This window comes from Novosphingobium sp. PC22D, from assembly GCF_002556635.1.
GTDB lineage: Bacteria > Pseudomonadota > Alphaproteobacteria > Sphingomonadales > Sphingomonadaceae > Novosphingobium.
In genome coordinates this window covers 1-23,756 of record NZ_MWMO01000021.1, presented here as the reverse complement: position 1 = coordinate 23,756, position 23,756 = coordinate 1, and the positions used below count along the sequence as shown (strand labels likewise).

Below are 23,756 nucleotides of genomic sequence, written 5' to 3'. Positions count from 1 at the left end.
GGCCGGGAGAAAGCACCTGCATGAGCCAGACGGTCAAGACATTCTGCCGCAATTGCAGCGCCTTGTGCGCGATGGAGATCGACGTCGACGAGGGGCGCATGGTGCGCGCCCGGCCCGACGGCACGGCCTCGCCTTACGGCGCCTATTTGTGCCCCAAGGGCCTTTCCTCGATCGACTTTCACAATGGTGCCGAAGGCCGCCTGCTTCAAAGCCTGGCGCGCGGGCCCGATGGCGCGCTCGCGCCGGTTGCCAGCGAAATGGCGATCGAAGCGATTGGGGCGAAGCTGAAGGCTCTGGTCGACGAGCACGGTCCGCGCAGTGTGGCCGTCTACCACGGCACGGGCGCCTATCGCTGCGTGCTCGGCGGGCTGATGGAGCGGGCCTTCGTCGCCGCGCTGGGCACACCCAACTTCTTCTCGACCATGACGATCGACCAGTCCGCGAAATGGGTGACCATGGCCCGGCTTGGCACCATGGCCAGCGGCAAGAATGCCTTGCGCGACTGCGATGTCGCCCTGCTCGCGGGCGGCAATCCGCTCGTCACGCATCAGGGCGCTCCCTTCGCGGTGGCCGAGAGCGGCGCGCCCGCCAGGGGGTTCGAAGCGGCGCGTGCGCGCGGCTGCAAGCTGATCCTGGTCGATCCCCGACGTACGGAAACCGCGCGCTTCGCGGACCTTCTGATCCAGCCGCTGCCGGGCCATGATGCGGAGATTTTCGCGGCCATCGCCCATATCCTGCTTCGCGATGAGACCTACGACGCGGCTTTCGTCGGGAAATGGTGCAACGGGCTCGAGGCCCTTCGCGAAACCCTTGCGCCGTTTACGCCCGAACTCGCCGCGAAGCGCGCCGACGTGCCGGTCGAGCAGATCGAACTGGCGGCGAAATGGCTTGGCGAGGGCAGGCGGGTCTGCGCCGGATCGGGCACCGGGCCCTCGTTCTCGGCCCATTCGAACACCGCCGATCACATGATCGAGGTGGTCAACGCCTTGTGCGGGGGATACCGCCGCGAAGGCGACCGGGTGCGCAATCCGGGGACGCTGCGAACCAGGCCCGCCTACGAGATGGCGGTCGCGCCCTCGCGCAGCTTCGAGCACGAACCCAAGTGCCTCAGCGAAGATGTCGGCCCGCTGCTGGGCGAACTGCCCTCGGCGCTGATTCCGGGTGAGATCATGGCCGATTCGCCCGACCGCATCCGGGCGCTGATCGTCTTCGGTGGCGATCCGCTGATGGCGATGGGCGATCCCGCGCTTGCCCGACCCGCCTTCGAAGCGCTCGACCTGCTGGTTTCGCTCGACTGCCGGATGAACGCGACGGCCGGACTGGCCGACTATGTCATCGCCACCAGCCAGCCGTTCGAGCGCCATGAGATCTCGATACCGGGTGACGCGCTCTATCCCGCGCCCTTCGCGCAGTACACGCGGCCCGTGGTCGCGAGGCCCGAGGGTGTGATCGACGACTGGGCGTTCTTCTGGGCGATCGCGCGGCGCATGGGCGTGCCGCTGACCTTCAAGTTCTGGAACTATGGCCTCAACTTCGCGGATATCCCCGGCGGGCTCGACCTGAGTGGTCCGACGCCGCCCGATGCCGAAGCGCTCTGCCGCTTCCTTGCCGCCGACAGCGCGGTTCCCTTCGACGAACTGCTCGCGCACCCCGAGGGCGTCCGTCCCGACTTACCGGCCAGCTTCGTGCAGCCGGCTCCGGCGGACATGGGGCGGCTCGAACTCATGCCCGCCGATGTCGCGGGCGAACTCGCTGCGATCCTGCGCGAAGCCGGGGAGCCGGGCTTCGCCTTCCGCCTGATCAGCCGCCGGACGCTCCACACGCTCAACGGCGCCTACCGGAACTCCGCCGCGGCGCGCCGGCGCTATCCGGTCAACTGGGCCTACATGAACCCCTCGGACATGGCCGAGGCGGGGCTGGAAGACGGCGATCCAGTTGAGATCGCGAGCCGGCACGGCACGATCCGGACGCTCGCCAAGGGCGAGGACCGCCTGCGCCGCGGCGTGGTGTCGATGACCCACATGTTCGGACCGCTGGTGTCGAACGGCGATCCCGTCGCTGAGGGCGGGGCGAACGTCGGCCAGCTCTGTTCGTTGACCGAGGTGATCGAGCCGATCAACTTCATGCCGCGCTTCTCGGGCATTCCGGTGAACATCGCCAAGACCGTTTCCTGAGATCGTCCTGATCCGATCCTCGTTCGCGCGGCCCCTGCCGGCGGATCGACACCAGAGTGCTGGCATTTCAAGACCCGGGGCCTTTGTCCGGCGCTGGAGGGCAGCGCCTGTCCGCATTGCATGAGGCCGTCTCGAGCGCTCGCGTCAGTATGAAGTATTAATAATACTATCGGAATAATCCTGATTGCGGCAGAAAAACGGAAATATTATGATTTACAGATCTGAAAATTAAATAAAACCACGTAAATAATGATGGCACCTAAGCGTTAATACGGAGCGAAGTTGAAAATGTAACTTTTTCGCCCCTGTGGTGGGCATTTCGGGGAGGGAGCATTGACCATGTCATCGGATACTTACGCGGCCGCCGGGTCCGAGCGCGCCGGAACGCTGAAGCGGGCCGAGCAGCGCGCCGATCAGGTCGCTTCCGATTTCGAGAACCTGCTGGCCGTTTTCGTCGGCGGTCGAATCGCGTCGAGCGCGGCGGAGGCTGCTGTCGTGGAGGGCGGCGAGCCACAAGCCGCAGCCCCTCCGGATGCCGTCGTTCCCATCGTGAAGGCGCTGCTGTCGCATGTGATGCAACATGGCGGGAACTACACGTTGCTGGACAGCGGCATCATGGAACGTCGCGCCGCCTGTTTCCACAAGCGCTTCCCGAACGTCGTGACGCCGCAGGTCATGGCGGCGATCATGAGCATGCCGCAGGAAGTTGAGGCGCAATGCTTCAGCCGCCTCGCGCCGGGCAAGCCCTATCCGCTACGCTCCGAACTGGTCAGCTATCTGACCTATCCCGCGAAGCATCTCGTCACCGGCAAGACCGGAATCATGTTTCCGGCGAACGATGTCGAGGGCGAGGTCGATGCAAGCAATACGTTCGTCGGCCAGTTCATCGACCACGACCTTACGCGCGGCGCCGTCAACCTGTTCGAGCCGATCTTCCGAGACGCCGATCCGGATTCGCTGCCCGACAATCTTGCCTCGCCCACGCTCGATCTCGACAGCGTCTACGGCGGGCGCGAGGACCCGGCCGACCGGAGCAAGCGGATCGTGGTGCCCATCGACGAGGCGAGCGGAAAATTCGAACTCCGTCCGATCGAGCAGGGCGGTCAGACCATCGGCTACGACGTGCCGCGGACCTGTACCGGGGCGGCACTGATCGGTGACGCACGCAACGACGAGAACCAGATCGTGCTGCAGGTCCACATCCTGCTGATGCGGTTGCACAATGCCTTCGCCGACAGGACTCCCGAAGGCGAGCGACCCTTCGACTGGGCGCGCAAGCGGACCATCGAGCATTGGCAGGCCTTCGTGCGCCACCACTACCTGCCCGCTGTGTGCCGCCAGGACTACATCGATCAGATTCTTCCCAAGCTCAGGAAGACCGGCGCGGCCGGGCCGATCCATCAGCCCGAAGCGGACGGCAAGCTGCGGATGCCGCATGAATTCGGGATCGGGTTCCGTTTCGGTCACAGCCAGATCCGCAATCGCTACAGGATGAACACGAACGCGGACTTCCCGCTGTTCAACAGCGTCTCGGACGGGCGTGACGATTTGCGCGGCGGCAAGCCGCTCGACGCGGACCGGGTGATCGACTGGTCTGTCTTCGTCACCCAGAAGTCGATGGCGATCGATACCAAGATCAGCGAGGTCGCCTTCGACTTGCCGCAGTCGGCCGAGCCCGACGACGTCAAGCTCGTCGGCAATCTCGCTTTCCGCAATCTGCAACGCAGCGTCGACGTCGATCTGTGCGCCGGTGAGGATCTGTGGGCGCTCTATGACGCGCGGTACACCGGCGTGACCGAGTATGGACCGGGCGAAATCGAAGCCGAGCGGCCGGAACTCTTCCGCTTCGATCAGGCCCGTTTCCGCACGCCGCTCTGGTATTATCTCCTGCGCGAAGCCGAACTGGCGCAGATCGCGGACGAGCAGGCCGGCTGCGGCGGTCTGAGGGGAAGGCTCGGGCCGCTCGGCAGCTTGCTCGTCGGCGAAGTGATCCTCAACGCCATTTGCTACGCCGATGTCTCGATCTTCGGCACCGCTCTGTGGGAGCAAGACGACGCGGGAGACTACACCTTCGCGAAACTGGTTGCCATTGCCGAAGAGAAGGAAGTGAGTTCTGCGCCGAGCTAACACGAAAAGGCCCGCCCCGAACGTGTCGGAGCGGGCCTTTCGTGTGAGCCGAACCTGGCCTAGTCGCCGAAGGTGCGCTGCCACCAGCCTCGGCGCGGCTTGTCGGTCGAGGTCTCGTCTTCCGAAGAAGCGGAGATCTCGGCGTCCTCGTTCGCGCTGGCGGCCTGCGCGACCGGGGTGGCCTCGTCCTGCGTCACCGCCGGCTCGATCATCGCCGCTTCAGCCGTCGGCGCGGGCGTTTCGGGCTCGGCGGTCTCGGCCTGCGCCGCGTCCTCGGCGGGAGCGGTCGCGGCCTTGGTCCGGCGCGTGCGCTTGGGTTTCGGCTTGGTTTCAGTCTCGCCCGCTTCGGCGGTCGGGGTTTCCTCGGCCTTCTTGCGGCGCGTGCGCTTGGGCTTGGCCGGCGCGGCTTCGGCATCGTCGGCCGGAGCCGTAGCGGTGGCCGCGGCGTCATCCGGAGCCGCCTCGGCCGTTTCCGCTTTCTTGCGACGCGTGCGCTTGGGCTTGGGCGTTTCTTCCCCGGCTTCGGCCGAAGGCTCTTCGGCCTTCTTACGCCGGGTGCGCTTGGGCTTGGCCGCTTCGGCGGCAGGCTCGGGTGCCGGGGCCGTTTCGGCCTCGTCGTCGGACGCCGGGGCGGCCATCGCTTCCGGAGCCGCGGCCACTTCGCTCACGCTCGTGACGGCAGGGCCTTCGGCACCCTCGTCTTGCTCGCGCTCGCCGGCGTCGCCGACCTCGCGATCGTCGTCGGAGCCGTCGAAGTCCTCCTGCGAGGTGCCCTCGGCGTTGTCGCGGCCACGACCGCGCCGCCTGCGACCACCACGGCGACGGCGCTTGCGCGGCGCATCGCCGGTTTCGTCGCGCGCCGCGTCGTCGCTGTCGGCGTCATCCGAGGACTCGTCCTCGCCGGTCTCGTCGTCGCTTTCGTTATCCGTCTCGCTCTGCTCGTCACGGCGATCGCGGCCGCGACCGCCGCGACGACGCTTGCGCCGGCGCCGGCGCGACGAACCGCCCGAGTTGTCTGAAGTCTCGTCTTCGCTCTCGTCCTCGGCGTCCTCGTCGAAGATTTCCTCTTCGTCATCGTCGTCGTCGATGATCGGTTCGAACGTCGGCGGATTGGCGACACGCGGGCCGGAGGAGGCGACGCGCATCTTGGCGCCCTCGTTCTCGCCCTCGGGCACGACCTCGACCGCCACGCCGTAGCGGCTCTCGATCTCGGCGAGATCGGCGCGCTTGGCGTTGAGCAGGTAGACCGCGGCCTCGGTGCTTGCGAACAGCGAGATCACGCTGCCGCGGCCCTTCGCGGCTTCGTCCTCGATCAGGCGCAGCGCCGAAAGCCCCGCCGAGCTGGCGGTGCGAACGAGGCCGGTTCCGTCGCAGTGCGGGCAGGCGCGCGTCGTCGCCTCGAGCACGCCGGTGCGCAGGCGCTGGCGGCTCATTTCCATCAATCCGAAGCTCGAGATCCGGCCCACCTGGATGCGGGCGCGGTCGTTCTTGAGCGCGTCCTTCATCGCCTTCTCGACCTTGCGGACGTTCGAGCCGTATTCCATGTCGATGAAGTCGATCACGACAAGCCCGGCCATGTCGCGCAGGCGCAACTGGCGCGCGATCTCATGCGCGGCCTCGATGTTGGTGTTCACCGCCGTCGCCTCGATGCCGTGCTCCTTGGTCGAGCGGCCCGAGTTGATGTCGATCGAGACCAGCGCCTCGGTCGGGTTGATGACGATGTAGCCGCCCGAGCGGAGCTGCACCACCGGATCGTACATCGCGGTAAGCTGATCCTCGGCGCCATAGCGCTGGAACAGCGGCACCGGATCGGCATAGGGCTTCACCCGCCGTGCGTGGCTGGGCATCAGCAGCTTCATGAAGTCCTTGGCGGCGCGATAGCCATCCTCGCCTTCGACCACGACTTCCTGGATGTCGCGATTGTAGATGTCGCGGATCGCGCGCTTGATGAGGTCGCTGTCCGAATGGATCAGCGTCGGCGCGGACGATTTGAGCGTCTTTTCGCGAAGCTCGTCCCAGAGCCGCGCGAGGTAGTCGAAGTCGCGCTTGATCTCGGTCTTGGTGCGCTGGAGCCCGGCGGTGCGCACGATGCAGCCCATCGAGCGCGGGAGCTGCAGTTCGGAGATGATCTGCTTGAGCCGCTTGCGGTCGCTCGCCGAGTTGATCTTGCGGCTGATGCCGCCGCCGTGGCTCGAATTGGGCATGAGCACGCAATAGCGGCCCGCGAGGCTGAGATAGGTGGTCAGCGCGGCGCCCTTGTTGCCGCGCTCTTCCTTCACGACCTGGACGAGCAGCACCTGGCGGCGATGGATAACGTCCTGGATCTTGTAGCGGCGGCGCAGTGCCATGCGCTTGGCGCGCACCTCGTCGGCGGCCTTCGAGCGACCCTTGCCCTGACGGCGGCGGCCACGGCGCGGCTGCGAGGATTCTTCCTCGTCCTCGGCGCTCGCCTCTTCGCTGTCCCCGTCTTCGCTGTCGTCCTGGCCGGCTTCGATCGTCGCGACCTGGTCCTTCTCGGAGGTGTCGACCTCGGTCAGGCCACCGTCGTCGAAGTTGCCTTCGTCCGATTCCTCGTCGATGTCGTCATCGTCTTCGTCCGGGTCTCCGGCGCGCAGCGCGGCTTCCTCGGCCGCGGCCTCGGCTTCTTCGGCGAGCAGCGCTTCGCGGTCTTCCTTGGGAATCTGGTAGTAGTCGGGGTGAATTTCGCTGAAGGCGAGGAAACCGTGCCGGTTTCCGCCGAAATCGACGAAGGCAGCTTGCAGGGACGGTTCTACCCGCGTGACTTTCGCGAGGTAGATATTGCCTTTTATCTGTTTGCGGTCAGCCGATTCGAAATCGAATTCTTCAATCCGGTTTCCCTTGAGTACCGCCACCCGTGTTTCTTCCGGGTGGCGCGCATCTACGAGCATGCGCGTTGCCATTTTGAATTCTCCAGGCGCGCCGCGTCCGTTCCGGATATGGCGATGCAGCGCGATCATTTTCGGGATTGCCGCGCGACGGCGAGACGGTCCGGGCCAAGTGTGCCGGCCTCATCGTGTCGCGGGCGAGGGAGAGCTTTGGGGACCGGCGATCCGGCGCCATGCCCCGAGCTTGCGTGTCTGCGAGAAGGAGAATGCGCGTCGCCTTGGTCTGCGCACGGGCTTGCAACAGGGCCGCCGCGTCCGATGACGTCGACTGGCGGGGCTGCAAGGAAATTCTCATGTCTCGCGTCAACCTGTAGGAACCGGCAAGTCGAACGCCGACCGGCCATGACGGAGGGATTTCGCTGCGATCCTGCTCACTCTGTGGACGGTTTGAACCGTGCTTCGAGACTGCAACGACCGACAGCCAAAGTACCCCTGTCACAAAGGCCTAGCATTCATAATCTTGGCGAGCAAGTTCATTGCCCAAGGCAATGGTCGAGCGACACCCGGGTCCATGCCATGCGGTCATGCGCGCGACGTGGTTAGCGCCAAGTTAAAGAAAGCTAGGGATTTCGCGCCGTCCGGCAATTGCCGTGGGGCGGTGCCCGGCCTAGTCAGGTCCGATGGCTCGCGCGTTCCTGATCGTGCTCCTTGTGGTGGCCCCGCTCGCAGTGTTTCTCGGTCTCGTCGCGCTCGACCGGCACGTCGCGCCGGGCGGGGACCGGGACTATGTGGTGCGCATCGCCTTTCCCCTGAAGGACGCGGCGGTCGACTTGCCGCGGATCGACGGTCCGCCCGACGCGACGCGCCCGCTCGTCGTCATCGATCCTGGGCATGGCGGCTTCGATCCGGGTGCGGGCGCGGGAGACATCCGCGAGAAGGACGTGGCGCTCGCGATCGCCAAGGCGCTGCGCGCGCGGCTGCTCGAAGGCGGCGGCATCCGCGTGGCGATGACCCGCGAGGACGACAGGTTCATCACTCTGGGCGAACGGCCCGAGATCGCGCGCAAGCTGGGGGCCGACCTGTTCGTCTCGATCCACGCCGACAGCGCCGAAAGCAACAGCGCGCGCGGCGCCAGCGTCTACGTCCTGTCCGAGCGGGGCACGGACCAGGCCGCGGCCAGGCTCGCCGAGCGCGAGAACAGCGTCGACGTCGTGAACGGCGTGTCGCTTTCCTCGAGCGACGATGCGGTCAACGCGATCCTGCTCGACTTGTCGCAGCGCGAGGCGCAGGAAGGATCGGTCGATGCCGCGCGTCTGGTGCTGCGCGAGGCCGACGGAGACCTGCGCCTGCATCGCGGCGCGGTGCAGGCGGCCGCGCTAGCGGTGCTCAAGGCGCCGGACATCCCCTCGATCCTGTTCGAGACGGGCTATATCAACAACGCCGAGGACGGCGCGTTTATCGCTTCGGACAGCGGCCAGCGCAAGGTCGCGCAAGTGGCCGCGCGCGCGATCCGCGCCTTTTTCGCGCGCCGTTCAGGCGCATGACGGCGAAGCGCTGGCATATCCGCGAAGCGCCGTGCTAGAGGCCCCTTGCGATGACCGATACTGCCGATCCCGAAAACGAAACCCTGAGCTATCGCGTGCGCCGCGACGCGGGCTGCGTGCTCGCCTCGCTCGGCGCGGAATGGCGCGCGCGCAGATGGCTGCGGCTTCTCGTTTATCTGGGGCTCGCCGTATTCCTGGCGTTCCTCGTGTTCTGGTTCCTCATCACCCGCGATCTGCCCGACGAGAAGAAGCTGCTCGCCTACCAGCCGCCGCTGCCGACGATGGTGCGCGATATCGATGGCGCCATCGTCTACAGCTATGCGCGCGAGCGTCGCGTGCAGTTGCGCTTCGTCGATTTCCCGCGCCCGCTGATCAACGCGTTTCTCTCCGCCGAGGACAAGACCTTCTGGACGCACGGCGGCGTCGACTACACCGGGCTGCTCGGCGCGGTTGTCGACTACGTCTCGAAGTTCGGCTCGGGCGAGCGCGCCAAGGGCGGTTCGACGATCACCCAGCAGGTCGCCAAGAACATCCTGATCGGCGACGAGTACTCGGTAACGCGCAAGCTCAAGGAAATGATCGTCTCGCGGCGGATCGAGGACGTGCTCACCAAGGAGCAGATCCTCGAGCTCTATCTCAACGAGATCCCGCTCGGCCGGCAGAGCTTCGGCGTGCAGGCGGCGGCGCGGGCCTATTTCGACAAGGACGTCGGCGATCTCGACCTCCACCAGGCCGCGTTCCTCGCGATTCTGCCCAAGGCGCCCGAGAAGTATAGCCGCGCCAGGTACGCCGACGAGGCGATCGCGCGCCGCAACTACGTGCTCGACCAGATGGTCGATAACGGCTGGGCGACGCGCGCCGAAGCCGATGCCGCCAAGGCGCAGCCGCTCGGCCTGATCCCCCGGCGCGGGCAGAGCTACGATCCCGGCAACGGCTATTTCGTCGAGGAGGTCCGCCGCCGGCTCATCGACCGGTATGGCGAGACCGCCGAGGACGGCCCGCAAAGCGTCTATGCGGGCGGGCTGTGGGTGCGAACCTCGCTCGATCGCGAAATGCAGTCGGCGACGCGGGACGCCTTGCGCGCCGGGCTGCTGCGCTTCCACGGCGGGCGGAGCTGGACCGGGCCGATCGCGCATATCGACGACATGGACACCTGGCAGTCGCAGCTCATCTCATCGTACAAGACGATCGACTACGAGGACTGGCGCGTCGGCGTCGTTCTGGCGACGGGCAGCGGCACCGGGCAGATCGGGTTTTCCGACGGCGATACCGCCACTCTCACCAACATTCCCGACAAGGCCCGCGTCGGCGATTTCGTCGCCGCGGAGCCGATCGGAGCCGATGCCTACGCGGTCCGCACGATTCCCGAGGTTTCGGGCGGCATGGTCATCGAGCAACCCTACAGCGGCCGCATCCTCGCGATGCAGGGTGGTTTCGATTCCGGGCTCGGCTCGTTCAACCGCGCGACGCAGGCGATGCGCCAGCCCGGCTCCACGATCAAACCCTTCGTCTACGCGACCGCGCTCGACAATGGGATGACGCCCGCGACGCAAGTGCTCGACGGCACCTTCTGCGTCTATCAGGGCGCGCGCCTCGGCCAGAAGTGCTTCCGCAACTTCGGCAACAGCGGCGGCAGCGGCAATCACACGCTGCGCTGGGGCCTGGAGCAGTCGCGCAACCTGATGACGGTGCGCATCGCCAACGATGTCGGCATGAACAAGGTCAACCGGACCTTTCGGAACATGGGCATCGGCGAGTACAAGAACTACCTCTCCTTCGCGCTCGGCGCTGGCGAGACCACCGTAGAGCGGATGGTCAACGCCTATTCGGCGCTCGCCAACAACGGCGTGCAGTTCCCGTCCTCGGTGATCGACTATGTGCAGGATCGCAACGGCAAGGTGATCTGGCGCTCGGACAACCGCCGCTGCATGGGCTGCGACATGGCCGAGTGGGACGGCAAGCCGATGCCGCGCCTCCCGCGCCAGGGCAAGCAGGTGATCAACGCGGACACCGCGTTCCAGACCGTGCATATGCTCACCGGCGTCGTGATCCGCGGCACCGCGGTGATCCTGCGCGACCTCAAGCTGCCGCTGTTCGGCAAGACCGGCACCACCACCGGGCCGACCGACGTGTGGTTCGTCGGCGGTTCGCAGGACATCGTCGCCGGGGTCTATCTCGGCTACGACACGCCGCGCTCGCTCGGGGGCTATGCGCAGGGCGGCCGCATCGCCGCGCCGATCTTCAAGCAGGTGGTGCAGAACACCAAGGAACGCTGGAGCCACACCCCGTTCGTCGCACCGGCGGGCGTGCGCATGGTCCGGATCGACCGCGTGACCGGCAAGCAGGTGACCGGCGTCGAACCGAGCAATGAGCCCAAGGCGGCGATCATCTGGGAAGCGTTCAAGCCCGATACCGAGCCGCGCCAGTACACCGCCGAGGACGAGTTCGCCAAGCGCCGTGACGCGCTGATCGCGCAGATCCGGGCCTCGCAGAAGGCCATGGCCGATGCGCGCGCGGCGGCGCGCCAGTCCGAGCCCCGCGACTTCGCCGAGGAGCAAGGGGGGGTTTACTGACGGCGGCAAACGCCGAGGGAGAAGGGGGAGAACGAGGATGCCGGGGATTTCGCCAGGAAGGTTTGCAGCCGCATGCGCCGCGCTGGCGCTTGCAGGGGCGGGGCTCGGCGCGCAGGCGCCGGTCCTCGCGCAGGCGGCTGTCGCGGCACAGGACAAGGCCGCGCCCTTCGTGCGTCCCGACACCGCGGCCTATCTTGAGGCGTTCAACGCCAGGACCGTGCCGCCGCTGACGCGCGACGTGCTCGAGCAGCTCCACAAGCTGCCGCCCGAAGCGATGGCGGCGATGGCGCAGCAGGATCTGCCGGTCGGCGAGATGGCGGTCGAGAAGGACCTCGAGATGGCCGGGCCGGGCGGACCGATCCGGCTCAAGCTGTTCGACGTGCGCGCCGAGCGGAAGCCCGGGCCGGTCATGGTCTTCTATCACGGCGGCGGCTATGTGCTCGGCTCGATCGTGACTCACGCCGGGCTGGCCGCCGAGATCTCGCGTCGTCTCGATTTGCCGGTCGTCTCGGTCGAATACCGGCTCGCGCCCGAGAACCCGTTTCCCGCGGCCATCGACGACGGCGAGGCGGCGGCACGCTGGGTCGCCGCGAACGGTGCGGCGCTAGGGCTCGAGGTTACCGGACTGGTGCTGGCCGGCGACAGCGCGGGCGGAAACCTCGCGCTCGTCACCGCCGCCGCGCTGCGCGACGCGTCGGCCGCCGTACCGGTGGTGCTGCAACTCCCGATCTATCCGGCGACCGACTTCGCCGGAATCTATCCCTCGCAGGAAGCATTCGCGAAGGGCTATGCGCTCGACGCCACGACAATGGCGCTGATGACCGAGCACTATGCCGCCGATCCGAAGGACCCGCGCGCTTCGCCCATTCTCGGCGATCTGTCGGGTCTACCGCCGACGGTGTTGGTGACCGCCTCGCTCGATCCGCTGCGCGATCAGGGCCGGGCCTATGGCGCGAAGCTGATCGAGGCTGGCGTGCCCGTGGCGTTCTACGAGGCAAAGGGCCTGATCCACGGCTTCGCCACATACCGCAAGGCGATACCCTCGGCGCAGGCCGAAACCGAGGCGTTCCTCGCTCTCGCCAGGACGATGCTCGACGAGGTGTCGGCGAAGAAAATTGACACGATCGTGTCAAAGTGAAACGCTCGCGATGTGGAGAGAAAGCCTGATTCGCGACACCCTCTCGTGGGGTTGTCGGATGAGCTGATTCGTCTCAACGGACGGCTCAAGAGCCTTTTCGCCGATGCGCGGCGGACGGTGGGCCTCAACGATTCCGAACTTGCCGTGCTCAATGCCGTCGTCGAGGCGAGCCGGCCGCCGACGGTGCCCCAGATCGGGCGATCGTTCGGACAGCCGCGCCAGAACATCCAGCGCGCGGCCAATTCGCTGATCGCCGCCGGGCTGATCGAGCCGCTCGACAATCCCGATCACAAGCGCGCCGTGCTGCTGCGCGCGACCGGCGAGGGGGTCAAGATAAAGCGCGATCTCGACCGGCGAGCCGATGCCCTCGCCGCCGAGATCGCCGAGCCGCTCGATGAACGCAGCGTCGCGGCCGCCGCCGAGGCGCTGCGTAAGGTGCGGCAGGCACTGGAAGCACGGTTGCGCGTGCGGGAGGACGACTGAATGGATGCGGATCTCGATCGGATCGCGCCGCCGGGGCCATTGACCGAATGGCTCGACGCGCATGTGCCCGAGCTGGGCGACGGCCCGTTGCGGACCTCGCTGCTCTCTGGCGGCACCTCGAACGTCGTGCTTACGCTCGCCCGGGGCGAGAGGCCGATGGTCATGCGCCGCCCGCCCGCGGTGCCGCCGCCCGGCGCCGAGCGCGGCGTGCTGCGCGAGGCGCGCATCCTGACAGCGCTCAACGAGACGGAAGTGCCGCACCCCGTGTGCTACGGTTCGTGTGCGGACGACAGCGTCGTCGGCGCACCGTTCTACGTCATGGAGAAGGTCGACGGCTGGGCGCCGAACCTGCGCGATGAGAAGATCCACAACGAGCCGCCGTTCGACGCAATGCCCTACGAATACGGTATCCCCTTCGCGATCGTCGACGGGCTGATCGCGCTCGCCAATGTCGATTACGAGGCGATCGGGCTCGGCGACTACGGCAAGCCGGGCAAGTTCCTCGAGCGCCAGGTCGATCGCTGGGCGGGCCAGCTCGCCAGCTACAAGCAGCGCTACGGCTACGAGGGCCGCACGCTGCCCGGCTATGCCGAGACCGAGGACTGGCTGCGCCACGCGCGCTTGCCCGAGGAAGTGCGCGGGATCATCCACGGCGACGTCGGCACGCCCAACATGATGTTCAAATGGGGGCCGCCCGCGCGGCTCGCGGCGATGATCGACTGGGAGCTCTCGACGATCGGCGATCCGATGATCGACATGGGCTGGTTCACCGGCGGCATGCGCGACGAGGCCGATCCGGATCGCACTTTCGAAACCGCGCTCAACAATCCCACGCACTTTCCCACCAAGCAGGAACTTGCCCGCTATTACTGCGCCGGCACGGGCCGCGACATCCGCGACTTCGAGTGGTTCTCGATCCTCGCCAAGTTCAAGTCGGGCTGCCTGATGGAATACAAGGTGGCGCAGGCCGAGGCGGGAATGCTGCCCAAGGAGACCGGGCGGTTCTTCGCCCGGATCGTCGAAAACTGTTTCAAGGAAGCGGCCGAGCAGGCCCGGAGGGCGTCATGATCGATTTTTCCGTCGACCCCGAGTTTCAGGCCAAGCTTGACTGGATGGAGACCTTCGTCCGCGAGGAATGCGAGACGATGGACCTGCTGTTCCCCGAACAGGGTGCGCAGTTCGACCCGGATTACGCGGAAGCCAAGCGCCATCTCAAGCCGTTGCAGGACCAGGTCAAGGCGCGGGGGCTATGGGCCTGCCATCTCGGGCCCCATCTCGGCGGACCGGGCTACGGCCAGATCAAGCTCGCGCTGATGAACGAGATCATCGGGCGTTCGAACTGGGCGCCGGTCATTTTCGGTTGCGCCGCGCCCGATACCGGCAACGCCGAGATCCTCGCGCTGTTCGGCACGCCCGAGCAGAAGCAGCGCTACCTCGGCCCGCTGATGGACGGCGATATCGTCTCGTGCTTCTCGATGACCGAGCCGCAGGGCGGGGCCGACCCCGAGGTCTTCACCTGCAGCGCCACGCTCGAGGGCGACGAATGGGTGATCGAGGGCGAGAAGTGGTTCTCCTCTAACGCGCGCTTTGCCACGTTCCTGCTGGTCATCGCGGTCACCGATCCCGAGGCGCCGCTGACCGAGCGGATGAGCATGTTCATCGTGCCCGCCGAAACGCCGGGGATCGAGATCCTGCGCCACGTCGCCATCGCCGGCGACACCGATCCGGAGAACGGCCATCACGCGCATATCCGCTACAATCGGGTGCGCATTCCCTACGACCACATGCTCGGCGAGCGCGGCGGCGGCTTCAAGGTCGCGCAGGCCCGGCTCGGCGGCGGGCGCATCCACCACGCGATGCGCACCGTGGGCATGTGCAACCGCGCGCTCGACATGATGATGGAGCGCGCCGTCTCGCGCACGACCAAAGGCAAGATGCTCGGCGAGCACCAGATGGTGCAGGCCAAGATCGCCGATTCGATCATCGAGCTCGAACAGTTCCGGCTGCTCGTGCTCAAGACCGCGTGGATCATCGACGAGATCGAGGCGGGCCGGATGAAGCATGGTGCCAGCCGCAAGCACATTGGCATGTGCAAGGTGGCGATGGCCTCGGTCTACGCCAATGTCGTCGGGCGCGCGCTCGAGATCCACGGCTCGCTCGGCATCTCGCTCGATATGCCGCTGGCCAAGTGGTACGCGGGCAACATGGCGCTGGCCTTCGCCGACGGACCGACCGACGCGCACAAGTCGCAGCTCGCGCGCGCCTATCTCAAGCGGGTGAAGCCCGCCGAAGGGATGTTCCCCTCCGAACACATACCGACGCGCACCGCCGCCGCCCTCGAACGCTACCCCGATGCGCGCAAGCCCGTCGTCGGGGACTCCTGAAATGGACCCGCTGTTCGATTTCACCGGCAAGATCGCCGTCGTTACGGGCGGCTCGCGCGGGCTCGGCTACCGCATGGTGCGCGCGCTGGCGGAGCGCGGCGCCGATGTCGTGGTCGCCAGCCGCAAGATCGAGGCTTGCGAGACGGTCTGCGAGGAAATGCGCGGCCTCGGCCGACGAGCGCTCGCGGTCTCGATGCATGCCGGGCGCTGGGACGAGTGCGATGCCTTGCTCGACACAGCGTGGGACCACTTCGGGGCTGTGGACATCCTTGTGAACAACGCGGGGATGAGCCCCGCCATGCCGAGCCACGAGGTGACCGAAAAGTTGTTCGATTCGGTCGTGAACCTCAACTTCAAGGGCCCGTTCCGGCTCGCCGCGCAGGCGGCCAAGCGGATGTTCGACCGCGCCGAGGCGGGCGGGCCGGGCGGCTGCATCATCAACGTGTCGTCATCGGGCTCGCTGATGCCGTTGCCGCAGACGGTACCCTACGGCTCGTCGAAGGCCGCGCTCAACGCGATGAGCCGCAGCCTCGCCTGGGAATACGCACCGCACGTGCGCGTCAACACGCTATCGCCGGGCGCGTTCAGGACCGACATCGTCAAGGCCTGGCCCGACCAGGGCGAGGGACCGATCCCGACGCCGCGCGGCCATGCCGCCGATCCGGACGAGATCGTCACCGCCGCGCTGTTCCTCGCCAGCCCCGCTTCCATCAACGTCACCGGCTCGCTCGTCCGCTGCGACGGCGGCCAGCACTGAAGGAAACCGCAATGCCCCGTGCCGTCCTCGCCGATGCCTTCGGGCCACCCGAAAGCTACGCGCTGCGCGAGTTCGATCCCGGCGCGCCGGGCGAGGGCGAGGTGCGCGTGGCGCTCCGGGCCGCCGGAGTCTCCTATGTCGACGTGCTCACCGCGATGGGGCAATACCAGTTCCGCCCGCCGCTGCCCTTCATTCCCGGCAGCGAAGCCGCAGGCGTGGTGGAGGCCGTGGGCGAGGGTGTCACAGAGCTCGTCGTCGGCGACCGCGTGTTCTGTGGCGGCCTGGGCGGGCTCTTCGCCGAGGCGAACCTGTTCAAGGCAGCGGGCCTTTCCAAGATTCCCGAGGCGATGGATCTCGAGACCGCCGCGGTCTTCCCGGTCAACTACATGACCGCTTACTATGCCCTGGCCTATCGCGCCCGCGCGCAGGCCGGCGAGACGCTGCTCGTGCTCGGCGCGGCGGGCGGCACCGGCTACGCGGCGGTGCAGGTGGGCAAGCACCTGGGCCTGACCGTGATCGCCTCGGCTTCGAGCGAGGAGAAGCGCTCGGTGGCGCTGGCGGGCGGCGCCGATGCGGTGGTCCGGACCGGCGCGGACGACTGGCGCGATCAGGTCAAGGCGGCGAACGGCGGGCGGCCGGTCGATATCGTGTTCGATCCCGTCGGCGGCGATGCGACCGAGCTTGCCTTCCGCAATCTCGGCTACGACGGGCGTCATCTGGTGATCGGCTTTCCCGCGGGGATCGCCCGGCTGCCGACCAACCTGCCGCTGCTCAAGAGCGCCAGCCTCGTCGGCGTGCAGATGCGCGACCATGCCCTCAAGCGTCCCGCCGAAGCCGAGCAACTGCGCCGCACGGTCATGGCGCTGGCGGGCGAGGGGATATTCTCCCCCGCGATCGCCGAACGTCACGACATCGAGGATTTCGCTGCCGCCATGAACGCGGCCTTCGGCGGAAGGACCGCCGGCCGCGTCGTGCTCCGCATGGCGTCAGGCGGCTAGCGGCACGCAGGCCAGTCCCTCGTCGTGGCGCGAGGGAGTGCCGGGCGGGCGCGCCCGGTCGCGCGTCCCGGCCCGCTGACGGGGAAGCACCGCGAGCGCCAGAACATAGCCGAGCACTGCGCTGCCGCTGTAGCCCACCATCGGCGTCGGGTAGTTGCCCAGCGCGGCGGCTGCAATCAGCGCCAGCCACACGGCGCCGAACACGCGCAGCGGCGTGTGACCGGGATGATCGGTGAGCAGCGCGGGCAGGGCCGGCGCGAGCAGCAGCGCCGAGCCGCCCAGAACCGCCAGCCCCGCGGGCAGGCCGACGTCGAAAGCGGTGTAGAGGATCTGGTCGACCCACGGCATCGCGGGCTGGGTATCGGGGCGCAGCATCGTCACCGCGAAGGCCGCCAGGCTTGCGGCGAAGGGGAGGCGTCTGCGCGCGGCGCCGTTCGACAGGCGCAGCACGGCAAGGCCCGCGACGAGCGCGGCGGCCATCGCTCGGTCGGGTTGGAGCGCAACAGCCAGCGCGGCCAGGATCATCGCGCCATCGCCCAGGCGGCCCGGCCGTTTCGCATGCGCGACGAGCATGGCGGGCAGCACCACGAGACTCGGTTGAACTGCCAGCGGGCCGATCAGAAGCCAGCGCGAGGCGCCGCCGACCGGCTGCGCGAAGAGCGCGCTCGCCAGGAGACCAACCGCCAAGACCAGCGGCAAGGCCCCGCTCGGGACATCGTCATTCACGCCGGCCCGGTCGATCGCCGGAAGGAGCAGGAGTCCGATTGCGAAAGCGCCGCCGTTGACGGCGAAGTACCGCAAGGGCGCGCCCGCCAGCGCCATGTAAGCCATGCCCAGCAGCAGCGCCGCGAAGGCGCAGGTCAGCGCGAGCGGTCGGGGGCGCGGAAGCGAGGTCATGCCGGCATTCTCCTGATCACGGGAACGGGCCGCGCGACTCTGTCGCGCGGCATGCAAGCGAGGTTATGCCCGCCCCCGATCCGCACCAAGCCGGCTTTTCACGCGCTTGTGGAGTACTGCGCAAGGTTTGGAAAAGCGGCGCTTTTCCGAAAGAGTGGCGTTAGTGCCCCGTGCGGAACTGCTGCGGGGTCATGCCGGTCCAGCGCTTGAAGGCGCGGCCGAAGCTGGTCTGTTCACCGTAACCGAGCCGATCGGCGATCTCGTCGAGCGACAACCGGTTTTCGGCGAGGTGCGCGCGCGCCAGCTTTTCGCGCTGTTGCTCGACCAGCTCGGAAAAGCGCGTGCCTTCGGCCGCAAGTCGCGATTGCAGCGTGCGCACCGAAGTGCCCATCTTTTCGGCACAGCGCTCGATCGTGCACTTGCCCGAGGCGAGCGAGCCGCGGATGTAGCTGTCCACCCGATCGACGATCGACTGGCTGTGCTCGGTCTTCACGCGCTGCAGATAGGAGCCGAGCAGCTTGTAAAGCAGGCGGTTGGCGCTCGGCACCGGCTGTTCGAGTTGCTGCACCGGAAATCCGACCGAATTGCGGTTGCGGCGGCTGAGCACCTTGCAGCCCAGTTCGCGCTCGAGTTCGGGCAGATCGCAGCCGCGCGGCTCGGCCGAAAGGCTGATCCAGCTCGGCCGGAAGGCGGGTCCGCCCATCGCCTTGAGCAGCTTCACGTTGAGCATGGCCGCCTGGTAATTCGCCTGGTCGTTGGCGCCGATGTCGGTATTGACCAGCCAGGCGAGTTCGGCCGTCTCGCGGCCCTCCATCAGCACGACCTCGCAATCGGGCGCGTGGACCACCGGCAGGAAATCGATCAGGCAACGGATTCCCGCGCGCACTGTCGGCGCGGCGCGGCACAGCGCGGTGACGCAGCCGAACACCTCGGGGTCTTGCAGCGTCGCGATGTGCAGGCCGAACAGCGCATCGTCGAACACGGTGCTGCAATATTCGAAGGTATCCGCGACCTGCTGCGGCGCGATCAGGCTTTCGGGATCGGTGAGCACGCGCGCCTCCATGCCATGGCGTTCGACAATGCCGCGCGCATCGCGGCCCAGTGAACGCGCGACATTGGCAAGGCCTGCGAAGTTGGCCGCGCGAACCTGTCCGCCGCCCGGCGCGACGTCGAGCGGTCCGTCGAGGCTGAAGAAGCTGCGTTCAGTCATCGCATCGGCTCCCGTTACCCGGCCTTCGTGATGGGTCAGTACGTGCTGCCGGTTGGCACGCATTATCGAGATGTCTGCATTCATTGCCAATACCCCCCTGCTTGCCTGTGGCAGCACCCGGGCGAATACGAACGCGCCGATCCCGCGAGGTCGGCCAATCGGGAGAGGGAAATGGACACGATTGCCGAGCACAAGAAGGCCGCCGAGGCGCATGTGCTCTATGAGAAGGACCCCGCGACCAAGATCGCGACGATCACCTTCGACCGGCTGGACAAGCACAACACGGCGACGATCGGCATGCGCGCGCGCTTTGCCGAGCTGGTTTTCAGGGCGAACATCGACGACGAGGTCAAGGTCCTCGTAATCCGCGGCAATGGCGACAACCTAGGCAGCGGCGGCGATCTCGACGAGCACGGCGATCTCTACCTCAATCCGCAACCGGGAGACAGCTTCCTGGTCGACCTCGAGATCGAGGACAAGGACGTGAAGTACCCGCCGCCCGGTTCGTTCCGTTACCTTCACGGCCTTACCGACTACTACGCGAAGGCGCGCTCGGGAAACCGGCCGCTGCAGGAATTCAAGAAGATCTCGATCATCGAGTGCAAGGGCTATTGCTACGGCTGGCACTTCTATCAGTGCGCCGACGCCGATCTTGTCGTCGCTTCCGACGACGCGCTGTTCGGCCATCCCTCGTTCCGTTACGCCGGTTGGGGGCCGCGCCTGTGGCAGTGGGCCGACATGATGGGGCCGCGCAAGTTCATGGAGATGCTGTTCACCGGCCGCCCCTTCACCGCCGAGGACATGAAGGTCTGCAACTTCGTCAACTCGGTCGTGCCGCGCGAGAAACTCGAAGAGGAAACCGCGAAGTACGCGCACGCCTGTTCGATCACGCGGCCCAACGACACCGTCGTGGTCCAGAAGACCTTCATGGAACTCTACAAGCAGTACCGCGGCGAATACATGGGCAGCCTGCTCACCGGCTTCGTCGAGGGCATGCTGCCCGCGATGACCGACGACGGCGCGGCGGACGTCAATCTGGGCAAGGACGACACGTTCAAGCAGGGGATCGGCAAAGTCGTTAAGGGGCACGACGAGAACTATCCCGCCGACTGGCGGCTCTCGAAGCGCGGCCGGGGCAACTATTGATGAAAGGGCGCGCAATTTCGACTGCACGTGTTGCAGATGAGCTTGCGCGCCTTGCACAATGGGGCAAGTTCGTGGCATTAGCTGCGGAGTCATTCAACTCCGGCATGTTCGGAAAGAAACGTTTCGGGACGGCGCGCAACGCAGAACAAGGCGCCGCCCGACTTCGGGAGAGAGGAAATGGCTGAGACCTTGTTTTCACTCGATTCGCGCAACTATCGCGAATGTCAGAGCGTGTTTCGCGGGGATCACGAGCAGGAATATTACCGCGGCGACTTCTGGATCGAGGATGCGTCCAAAATCGATGTCGTGTCCGAGCGCCGCGCGGTCGGCCCGATATCGATCATCCGCCAGCGCTCCGCGTCGAATCTCTATTTTCGCCGGTCGCGCCAGCATATCCGCGAGGACGCGACCGACATCGCGATCATCTGGTTCGTCAGGCACGGCGAACTCGTGCTCTCGAACCAATGCGGCAACAAGGTCGCGCAGCCCGGCGATCTGGTGATCACGCGCTCTATGACACCCTTCTTCATCGAGTGCCGCACCGATGGCTCCGGGGTGCACGAGGTGCTGCACGTCACGGTGCCCACCCACATCCTGCGCGAGCATCTGCGCCAGGACATCAGCACCGGGCTGGTGATGCCGCTGGAGCGGCGCGAATTCGCGATCGCGCAGAACATTCTCTCCGAGGTGTTCGAGGACGACGGCAAGCTGGTCGACGCCTCGGCGCGGCTCCTGGTGGAATCGGCGCTCGGGCTGATCGGCAATGCCGTCCAGGCGAGCGCAGAGGCGCCGCCCGCACGCCAGACGATCGCCGATCGCCGCCTGCGCGACGTGCTGCGCTTCATCGAGGTGCACTTGTCCGATCCCCAGCTCTCGACCGCGATGGTCGCCAAGGGCTGCGGCATCAGCCCGCGCTATCTCTCCTTCCTGCTGCGGCTCAAGGGCACCTCGTTCTCGGAACTGGTCTGGGAGCAGCGGCTGGAGATGGCGAAGTCTTGGCTGGCGACGTCCGACCCGCGCGACATATCGATCAGCGAGATTGCCTATAGCGTCGGTTTCAAGAGCCCCGCGCATTTCAGCCGCATGTTCAAGCGCGTGTTCGGGGTCAATCCGCGTGAATATCGCGGAGACTGCGTCGATCTGGAAGATCGCGAGAGCGACACCGGCACCTTCACGACACTCAGCGAAGGCAGCAAGCTGTTGCAATGACCTTGCCCGGTTCGCGGCGAACGGGCGCGCTTGTTCGCCGTCGCGATGGGCGAAGCGATGCGGCTTGCCAAGCCGCGCCGCTTGGGGTCTATCCATGCTGAACAGGTGCGCAGCACGAACTGCGCCGGCGCGGGAGGATGAGAGGCATGGCAGAGTTCGACGAGACGTTCGACTGGATCGTCGTCGGTAGCGGAGCGGGCTCGATGGCCTCGGCGCTGCTGATGAAGCAGGCGGGCAAGACCTGCCTCATCCTCGAGAAGTCCTCCTGGGTCGGCGGCACGACGTGCAAGTCCGGCGGGGTCATGTGGATTCCGAACAACCGCTACATGGACCCGGGCGAGGACAGCCTGGAAAAGGCGGTCGAATACCTTGACGCGGTGGTCCCCGATGGTCCGGATTCGCCAGGCACGAGCCCGCAGCGGCGCAGGACCTACGCCGAACAGGCGCCGCGCATGCTCGATTTCATCGTCAGCCAGGGCGTCGAGATGGAGCGCGGCTCGCGCTTCTGGCCCGACTATTACGACGAGCTTCCCGGCGGCGTGAAGACCAGCCGCACCGTTACGGCCCTGCCTTTCGACAAGGCCGAGCTGGGACCGTGGGCCGACAAGCTGCGGCAGGGCTTCTTCGAACTGCCGATCCGCCTCGATGACGGCATGAAGATCCCCTTCATGAAGCATAGCTGGGACATCAAGAAGATGTTCGCCAAGGTCGCGTTCAAGACCGTGGTCGGCAAGCTGACGGGCAAGAAATGGGTCACCGCCGGGGCCGCGCTGCAAGGGCGCATGCTCAAGGCCGTGCTCGATCGCAAGGCCGCCGAGATCCGCGTCGATTCCCCGGTTTCCGAGATCCTGGTGGAGAACGGCAAGGCGCTTGGCGTTATCACCGTCGCCGACGGCAAACCGCGCCGCATCGGCGCGCGGCTCGGCGTGCTGGTCAACGCGGGCGGCTTCTCGCAGAATCAAGCGATGCGCGACCAGCACCTGCCGGGCACGCGGGTCGAGTGGTCGAACGGGATCGAATCGAACAACGGCGACATGCACCGCGAACTCGAAAGGGTCGGCGGCACTCTGGCGCAGATGGACGAGATGGTCGGCTTCCAGATGACCATGGCGCCGGGCTGGGACACCGACTACGTCAAGCCGGGCACGCAGAGCACCACCGCCAAGCCGCACGCGATCCAGGTCGACCAGAGCGGGCAGCGCTACATGAACGAGGGCGGCTCGTACGAGCTGTTCTGCGAGACGATGCTCAAGCACGACCGCGAGGTTCCCTCGGTTCCGAGCTGGGCGATCATGGACCAGCAGTACATGGACAAATACCCGCTGGCCGGAAAGATGGGTGTGAAGCGCAACCTTTCGAAATGGATCGAGGCGGGCTGGGTCAAGACCGGCGATTCGATCGAGGGGCTCGCTGCGCAGATCGACGTTCCGCCCGCGGCACTACGCGCGACCGTCGATCGCTGGAACGGCTTTTGCGCCAAGGGCATCGACGAGGACTTCCATCGCGGCGAACGCGCTTACGACGATTTCCTCGGTGATCCCTTCCCGCAGGGAACCGGGCACTCGCTCGGTCCGATCGACAAGGCGCCTTATTATGCGATCGCGATCTATCCGGGCGACGTCGGTACCTTCGGCGGCGTCGTCTGCGACGTCGATTCGCGGGTTCTCGGCCCCGGCGGCGCGCCGATCGAGGGCCTCTACGCCTGCGGCATCACCACCGCCTCGCCAATGGGCCGCGTCTACCCTGGCGCGGGAGCGAGCGTGGGCCCGTCGATGACCTTCGGCTGGATCGCGGCGAAGCATGCCGCCGGGCTCGGCAACCAGGTTTGAGTCCGCGCCCGGTCTGAGTGATCGCGCGGAGCGGGCTGAATCGTCCGCGCCTCGCGTTGCCTCCAGCGGCGCATTGCCCTGACTGAAGCGCCCGTGCGGCCTTCCGCGCGTTCACCGGCCCGGAAGCGCGTGATAGTTCGAACACTTCGCGCCGGACCATGCGCGCCGCTCGCGGCGGAAGGGAGGGAACGTGGATCGATCACAATTGTCGCTCGTCGTGGGAAGCCCGCTCGCCGAGGAGCCGGGGCAGGGCGCCCATACCATCGGGGGCTATCTGCGCGACGTCGCCGCGCGTTACGGTGCCGCCGAAGCGGTGGTGATGCGCAAGGGGGAAGCGCGGCTCTCGTGGAGTTACGACGATCTGGTCGTCCGTGAACAATGCGATTTTGGCTCTGGGACGGCGCAGGGCCATTCGCGGCGGGCTGTGGCGAGCTGTTGTGG

16 protein-coding genes and 1 pseudogene are annotated in these 23,756 nt (G+C 66.7%); 14 read left to right on the top strand and 3 right to left on the bottom strand.

All coding sequences use genetic code 11. The features are described 5' to 3' along the window. The first annotated feature begins 20 nt into the window (after window positions 1-20). Entirely contained in the window at window positions 21-2,174 is a 2,154-nt protein-coding gene (locus B2G71_RS21185; protein WP_098108659.1) for a molybdopterin dinucleotide binding domain-containing protein, read from the top strand. Between the two features lie 339 nt (window positions 2,175-2,513). Continuing rightward, complete coding sequence (locus tag B2G71_RS21180; protein ID WP_098108658.1) at window positions 2,514-4,301, top strand: peroxidase family protein; 1,788 nt, start codon at window positions 2,514-2,516, stop codon at window positions 4,299-4,301. Between the two features lie 59 nt (window positions 4,302-4,360). Here B2G71_RS21180 and B2G71_RS21175 read toward each other — a convergent pair whose 3' ends face one another. Further along, on the bottom strand, window positions 4,361-7,222 hold the full coding sequence (locus tag B2G71_RS21175) for a ribonuclease E/G (protein ID WP_098108689.1): 2,862 nt from the start codon (window positions 7,220-7,222) through the stop codon (window positions 4,361-4,363). A gap of 605 nt (window positions 7,223-7,827) precedes the next feature. Between B2G71_RS21175 and B2G71_RS21170 the strand changes: the two genes are divergently transcribed. Genes B2G71_RS21170 through B2G71_RS21135 form a run of 8 tightly spaced genes read left to right on the top strand, consistent with a single transcriptional unit; the run spans window position 7,828 to window position 17,024 of the window. Further along, window positions 7,828-8,691, top strand: coding sequence for an N-acetylmuramoyl-L-alanine amidase (locus B2G71_RS21170; RefSeq protein WP_098108657.1), 864 nt, complete (start codon window positions 7,828-7,830; stop codon window positions 8,689-8,691). Window positions 8,692-8,741: 50 nt separating this feature from the next. Next, window positions 8,742-11,264, top strand: a complete 2,523-nt coding sequence (locus B2G71_RS21165; protein WP_098108656.1) for a transglycosylase domain-containing protein — start codon at window positions 8,742-8,744, stop codon at window positions 11,262-11,264. 37 nt (window positions 11,265-11,301) lie between these two features. Beyond that, on the top strand, window positions 11,302-12,402 hold the full coding sequence (locus B2G71_RS21160) for an alpha/beta hydrolase (RefSeq protein ID WP_098108655.1): 1,101 nt from the start codon (window positions 11,302-11,304) through the stop codon (window positions 12,400-12,402). A gap of 45 nt (window positions 12,403-12,447) precedes the next feature. Further along, window positions 12,448-12,885 carry a MarR family transcriptional regulator gene (locus B2G71_RS21155; RefSeq protein ID WP_240530272.1) on the top strand — a complete coding sequence of 146 codons (438 nt, stop codon included), beginning with the start codon at window positions 12,448-12,450 and terminating at the stop codon, window positions 12,883-12,885. After that, window positions 12,886-13,953, top strand: coding sequence for a phosphotransferase family protein (locus B2G71_RS21150; RefSeq protein ID WP_098108653.1), 1,068 nt, complete (start codon window positions 12,886-12,888; stop codon window positions 13,951-13,953). Further along, window positions 13,950-15,269: an acyl-CoA dehydrogenase family protein gene (locus B2G71_RS21145; protein ID WP_098108652.1), complete on the top strand. Its 1,320-nt coding sequence runs from the start codon at window positions 13,950-13,952 to the stop codon at window positions 15,267-15,269. The genes B2G71_RS21150 and B2G71_RS21145 overlap by 4 nt, the downstream gene beginning before the upstream one ends. Before the next feature lies 1 nt (window position 15,270). After that, the gene (locus B2G71_RS21140) at window positions 15,271-16,026 is read left to right on the top strand and encodes an SDR family oxidoreductase (RefSeq protein WP_098108651.1); all 756 of its coding nucleotides are present in this window, start codon (window positions 15,271-15,273) and stop codon (window positions 16,024-16,026) included. Window positions 16,027-16,037: 11 nt separating this feature from the next. After that, a complete protein-coding gene (locus B2G71_RS21135) occupies window positions 16,038-17,024 on the top strand; it encodes an NADPH:quinone oxidoreductase family protein (protein WP_098108650.1) in 987 nt (328 codons plus the stop codon). Here B2G71_RS21135 and B2G71_RS21130 read toward each other — a convergent pair. Beyond that, window positions 17,013-17,921, bottom strand: a complete 909-nt coding sequence (locus B2G71_RS21130; protein ID WP_098108649.1) for a hypothetical protein — start codon at window positions 17,919-17,921, stop codon at window positions 17,013-17,015. The genes B2G71_RS21135 and B2G71_RS21130 overlap by 12 nt on opposite strands. A gap of 160 nt (window positions 17,922-18,081) precedes the next feature. Next, the gene (locus B2G71_RS21125; RefSeq protein WP_098108688.1) at window positions 18,082-19,131 is read right to left on the bottom strand and encodes an AraC family transcriptional regulator; all 1,050 of its coding nucleotides are present in this window, start codon (window positions 19,129-19,131) and stop codon (window positions 18,082-18,084) included. A 171-nt stretch (window positions 19,132-19,302) separates the two neighbouring features. Between B2G71_RS21125 and B2G71_RS21120 the strand changes: the two genes are divergently transcribed. The 4 genes and pseudogenes from B2G71_RS21120 to B2G71_RS21105 form a co-directional block, all read left to right on the top strand. Continuing rightward, window positions 19,303-20,277, top strand: coding sequence for an enoyl-CoA hydratase/isomerase family protein (locus B2G71_RS21120; RefSeq protein WP_098108648.1), 975 nt, complete (start codon window positions 19,303-19,305; stop codon window positions 20,275-20,277). A gap of 177 nt (window positions 20,278-20,454) precedes the next feature. Further along, window positions 20,455-21,486: an AraC family transcriptional regulator gene (locus B2G71_RS21115; RefSeq protein WP_098108647.1), complete on the top strand. Its 1,032-nt coding sequence runs from the start codon at window positions 20,455-20,457 to the stop codon at window positions 21,484-21,486. A 146-nt stretch (window positions 21,487-21,632) separates the two neighbouring features. Then, a complete protein-coding gene (locus tag B2G71_RS21110; protein WP_098108646.1) occupies window positions 21,633-23,315 on the top strand; it encodes an FAD-binding protein in 1,683 nt (560 codons plus the stop codon). 190 nt (window positions 23,316-23,505) lie between these two features. Beyond that, window positions 23,506-23,756: pseudogene (locus tag B2G71_RS21105) on the top strand (hypothetical protein); the annotation flags it as partial.

Bases quoted from the DNA above. Each gene is read 5' to 3' on its own strand.
- B2G71_RS21130 (WP_098108649.1), bottom strand. From the start codon at position 17,921: ATGACCTCGCTTCCGCGCCCCCGACCGCTCGCGCTGACCTGCGCCTTC.
- B2G71_RS21135 (WP_098108650.1), top strand. From the start codon at position 16,038: ATGCCCCGTGCCGTCCTCGCCGATGCCTTCGGGCCACCCGAAAGCTAC.
- B2G71_RS21175 (WP_098108689.1), bottom strand. From the start codon at position 7,222: ATGGCAACGCGCATGCTCGTAGATGCGCGCCACCCGGAAGAAACACGG.
- B2G71_RS21180 (WP_098108658.1), top strand. From the start codon at position 2,514: ATGTCATCGGATACTTACGCGGCCGCCGGGTCCGAGCGCGCCGGAACG.
- B2G71_RS21120 (WP_098108648.1), top strand. From the start codon at position 19,303: ATGGACACGATTGCCGAGCACAAGAAGGCCGCCGAGGCGCATGTGCTC.
- B2G71_RS21150 (WP_098108653.1), top strand. From the start codon at position 12,886: ATGGATGCGGATCTCGATCGGATCGCGCCGCCGGGGCCATTGACCGAA.
- B2G71_RS21165 (WP_098108656.1), top strand. From the start codon at position 8,742: ATGACCGATACTGCCGATCCCGAAAACGAAACCCTGAGCTATCGCGTG.
- B2G71_RS21185 (WP_098108659.1), top strand. From the start codon at position 21: ATGAGCCAGACGGTCAAGACATTCTGCCGCAATTGCAGCGCCTTGTGC.
- B2G71_RS21125 (WP_098108688.1), bottom strand. From the start codon at position 19,131: ATGACTGAACGCAGCTTCTTCAGCCTCGACGGACCGCTCGACGTCGCG.
- B2G71_RS21160 (WP_098108655.1), top strand. From the start codon at position 11,302: ATGCCGGGGATTTCGCCAGGAAGGTTTGCAGCCGCATGCGCCGCGCTG.
- B2G71_RS21115 (WP_098108647.1), top strand. From the start codon at position 20,455: ATGGCTGAGACCTTGTTTTCACTCGATTCGCGCAACTATCGCGAATGT.
- B2G71_RS21145 (WP_098108652.1), top strand. From the start codon at position 13,950: ATGATCGATTTTTCCGTCGACCCCGAGTTTCAGGCCAAGCTTGACTGG.
- B2G71_RS21170 (WP_098108657.1), top strand. From the start codon at position 7,828: ATGGCTCGCGCGTTCCTGATCGTGCTCCTTGTGGTGGCCCCGCTCGCA.
- B2G71_RS21140 (WP_098108651.1), top strand. From the start codon at position 15,271: ATGGACCCGCTGTTCGATTTCACCGGCAAGATCGCCGTCGTTACGGGC.
- B2G71_RS21110 (WP_098108646.1), top strand. From the start codon at position 21,633: ATGGCAGAGTTCGACGAGACGTTCGACTGGATCGTCGTCGGTAGCGGA.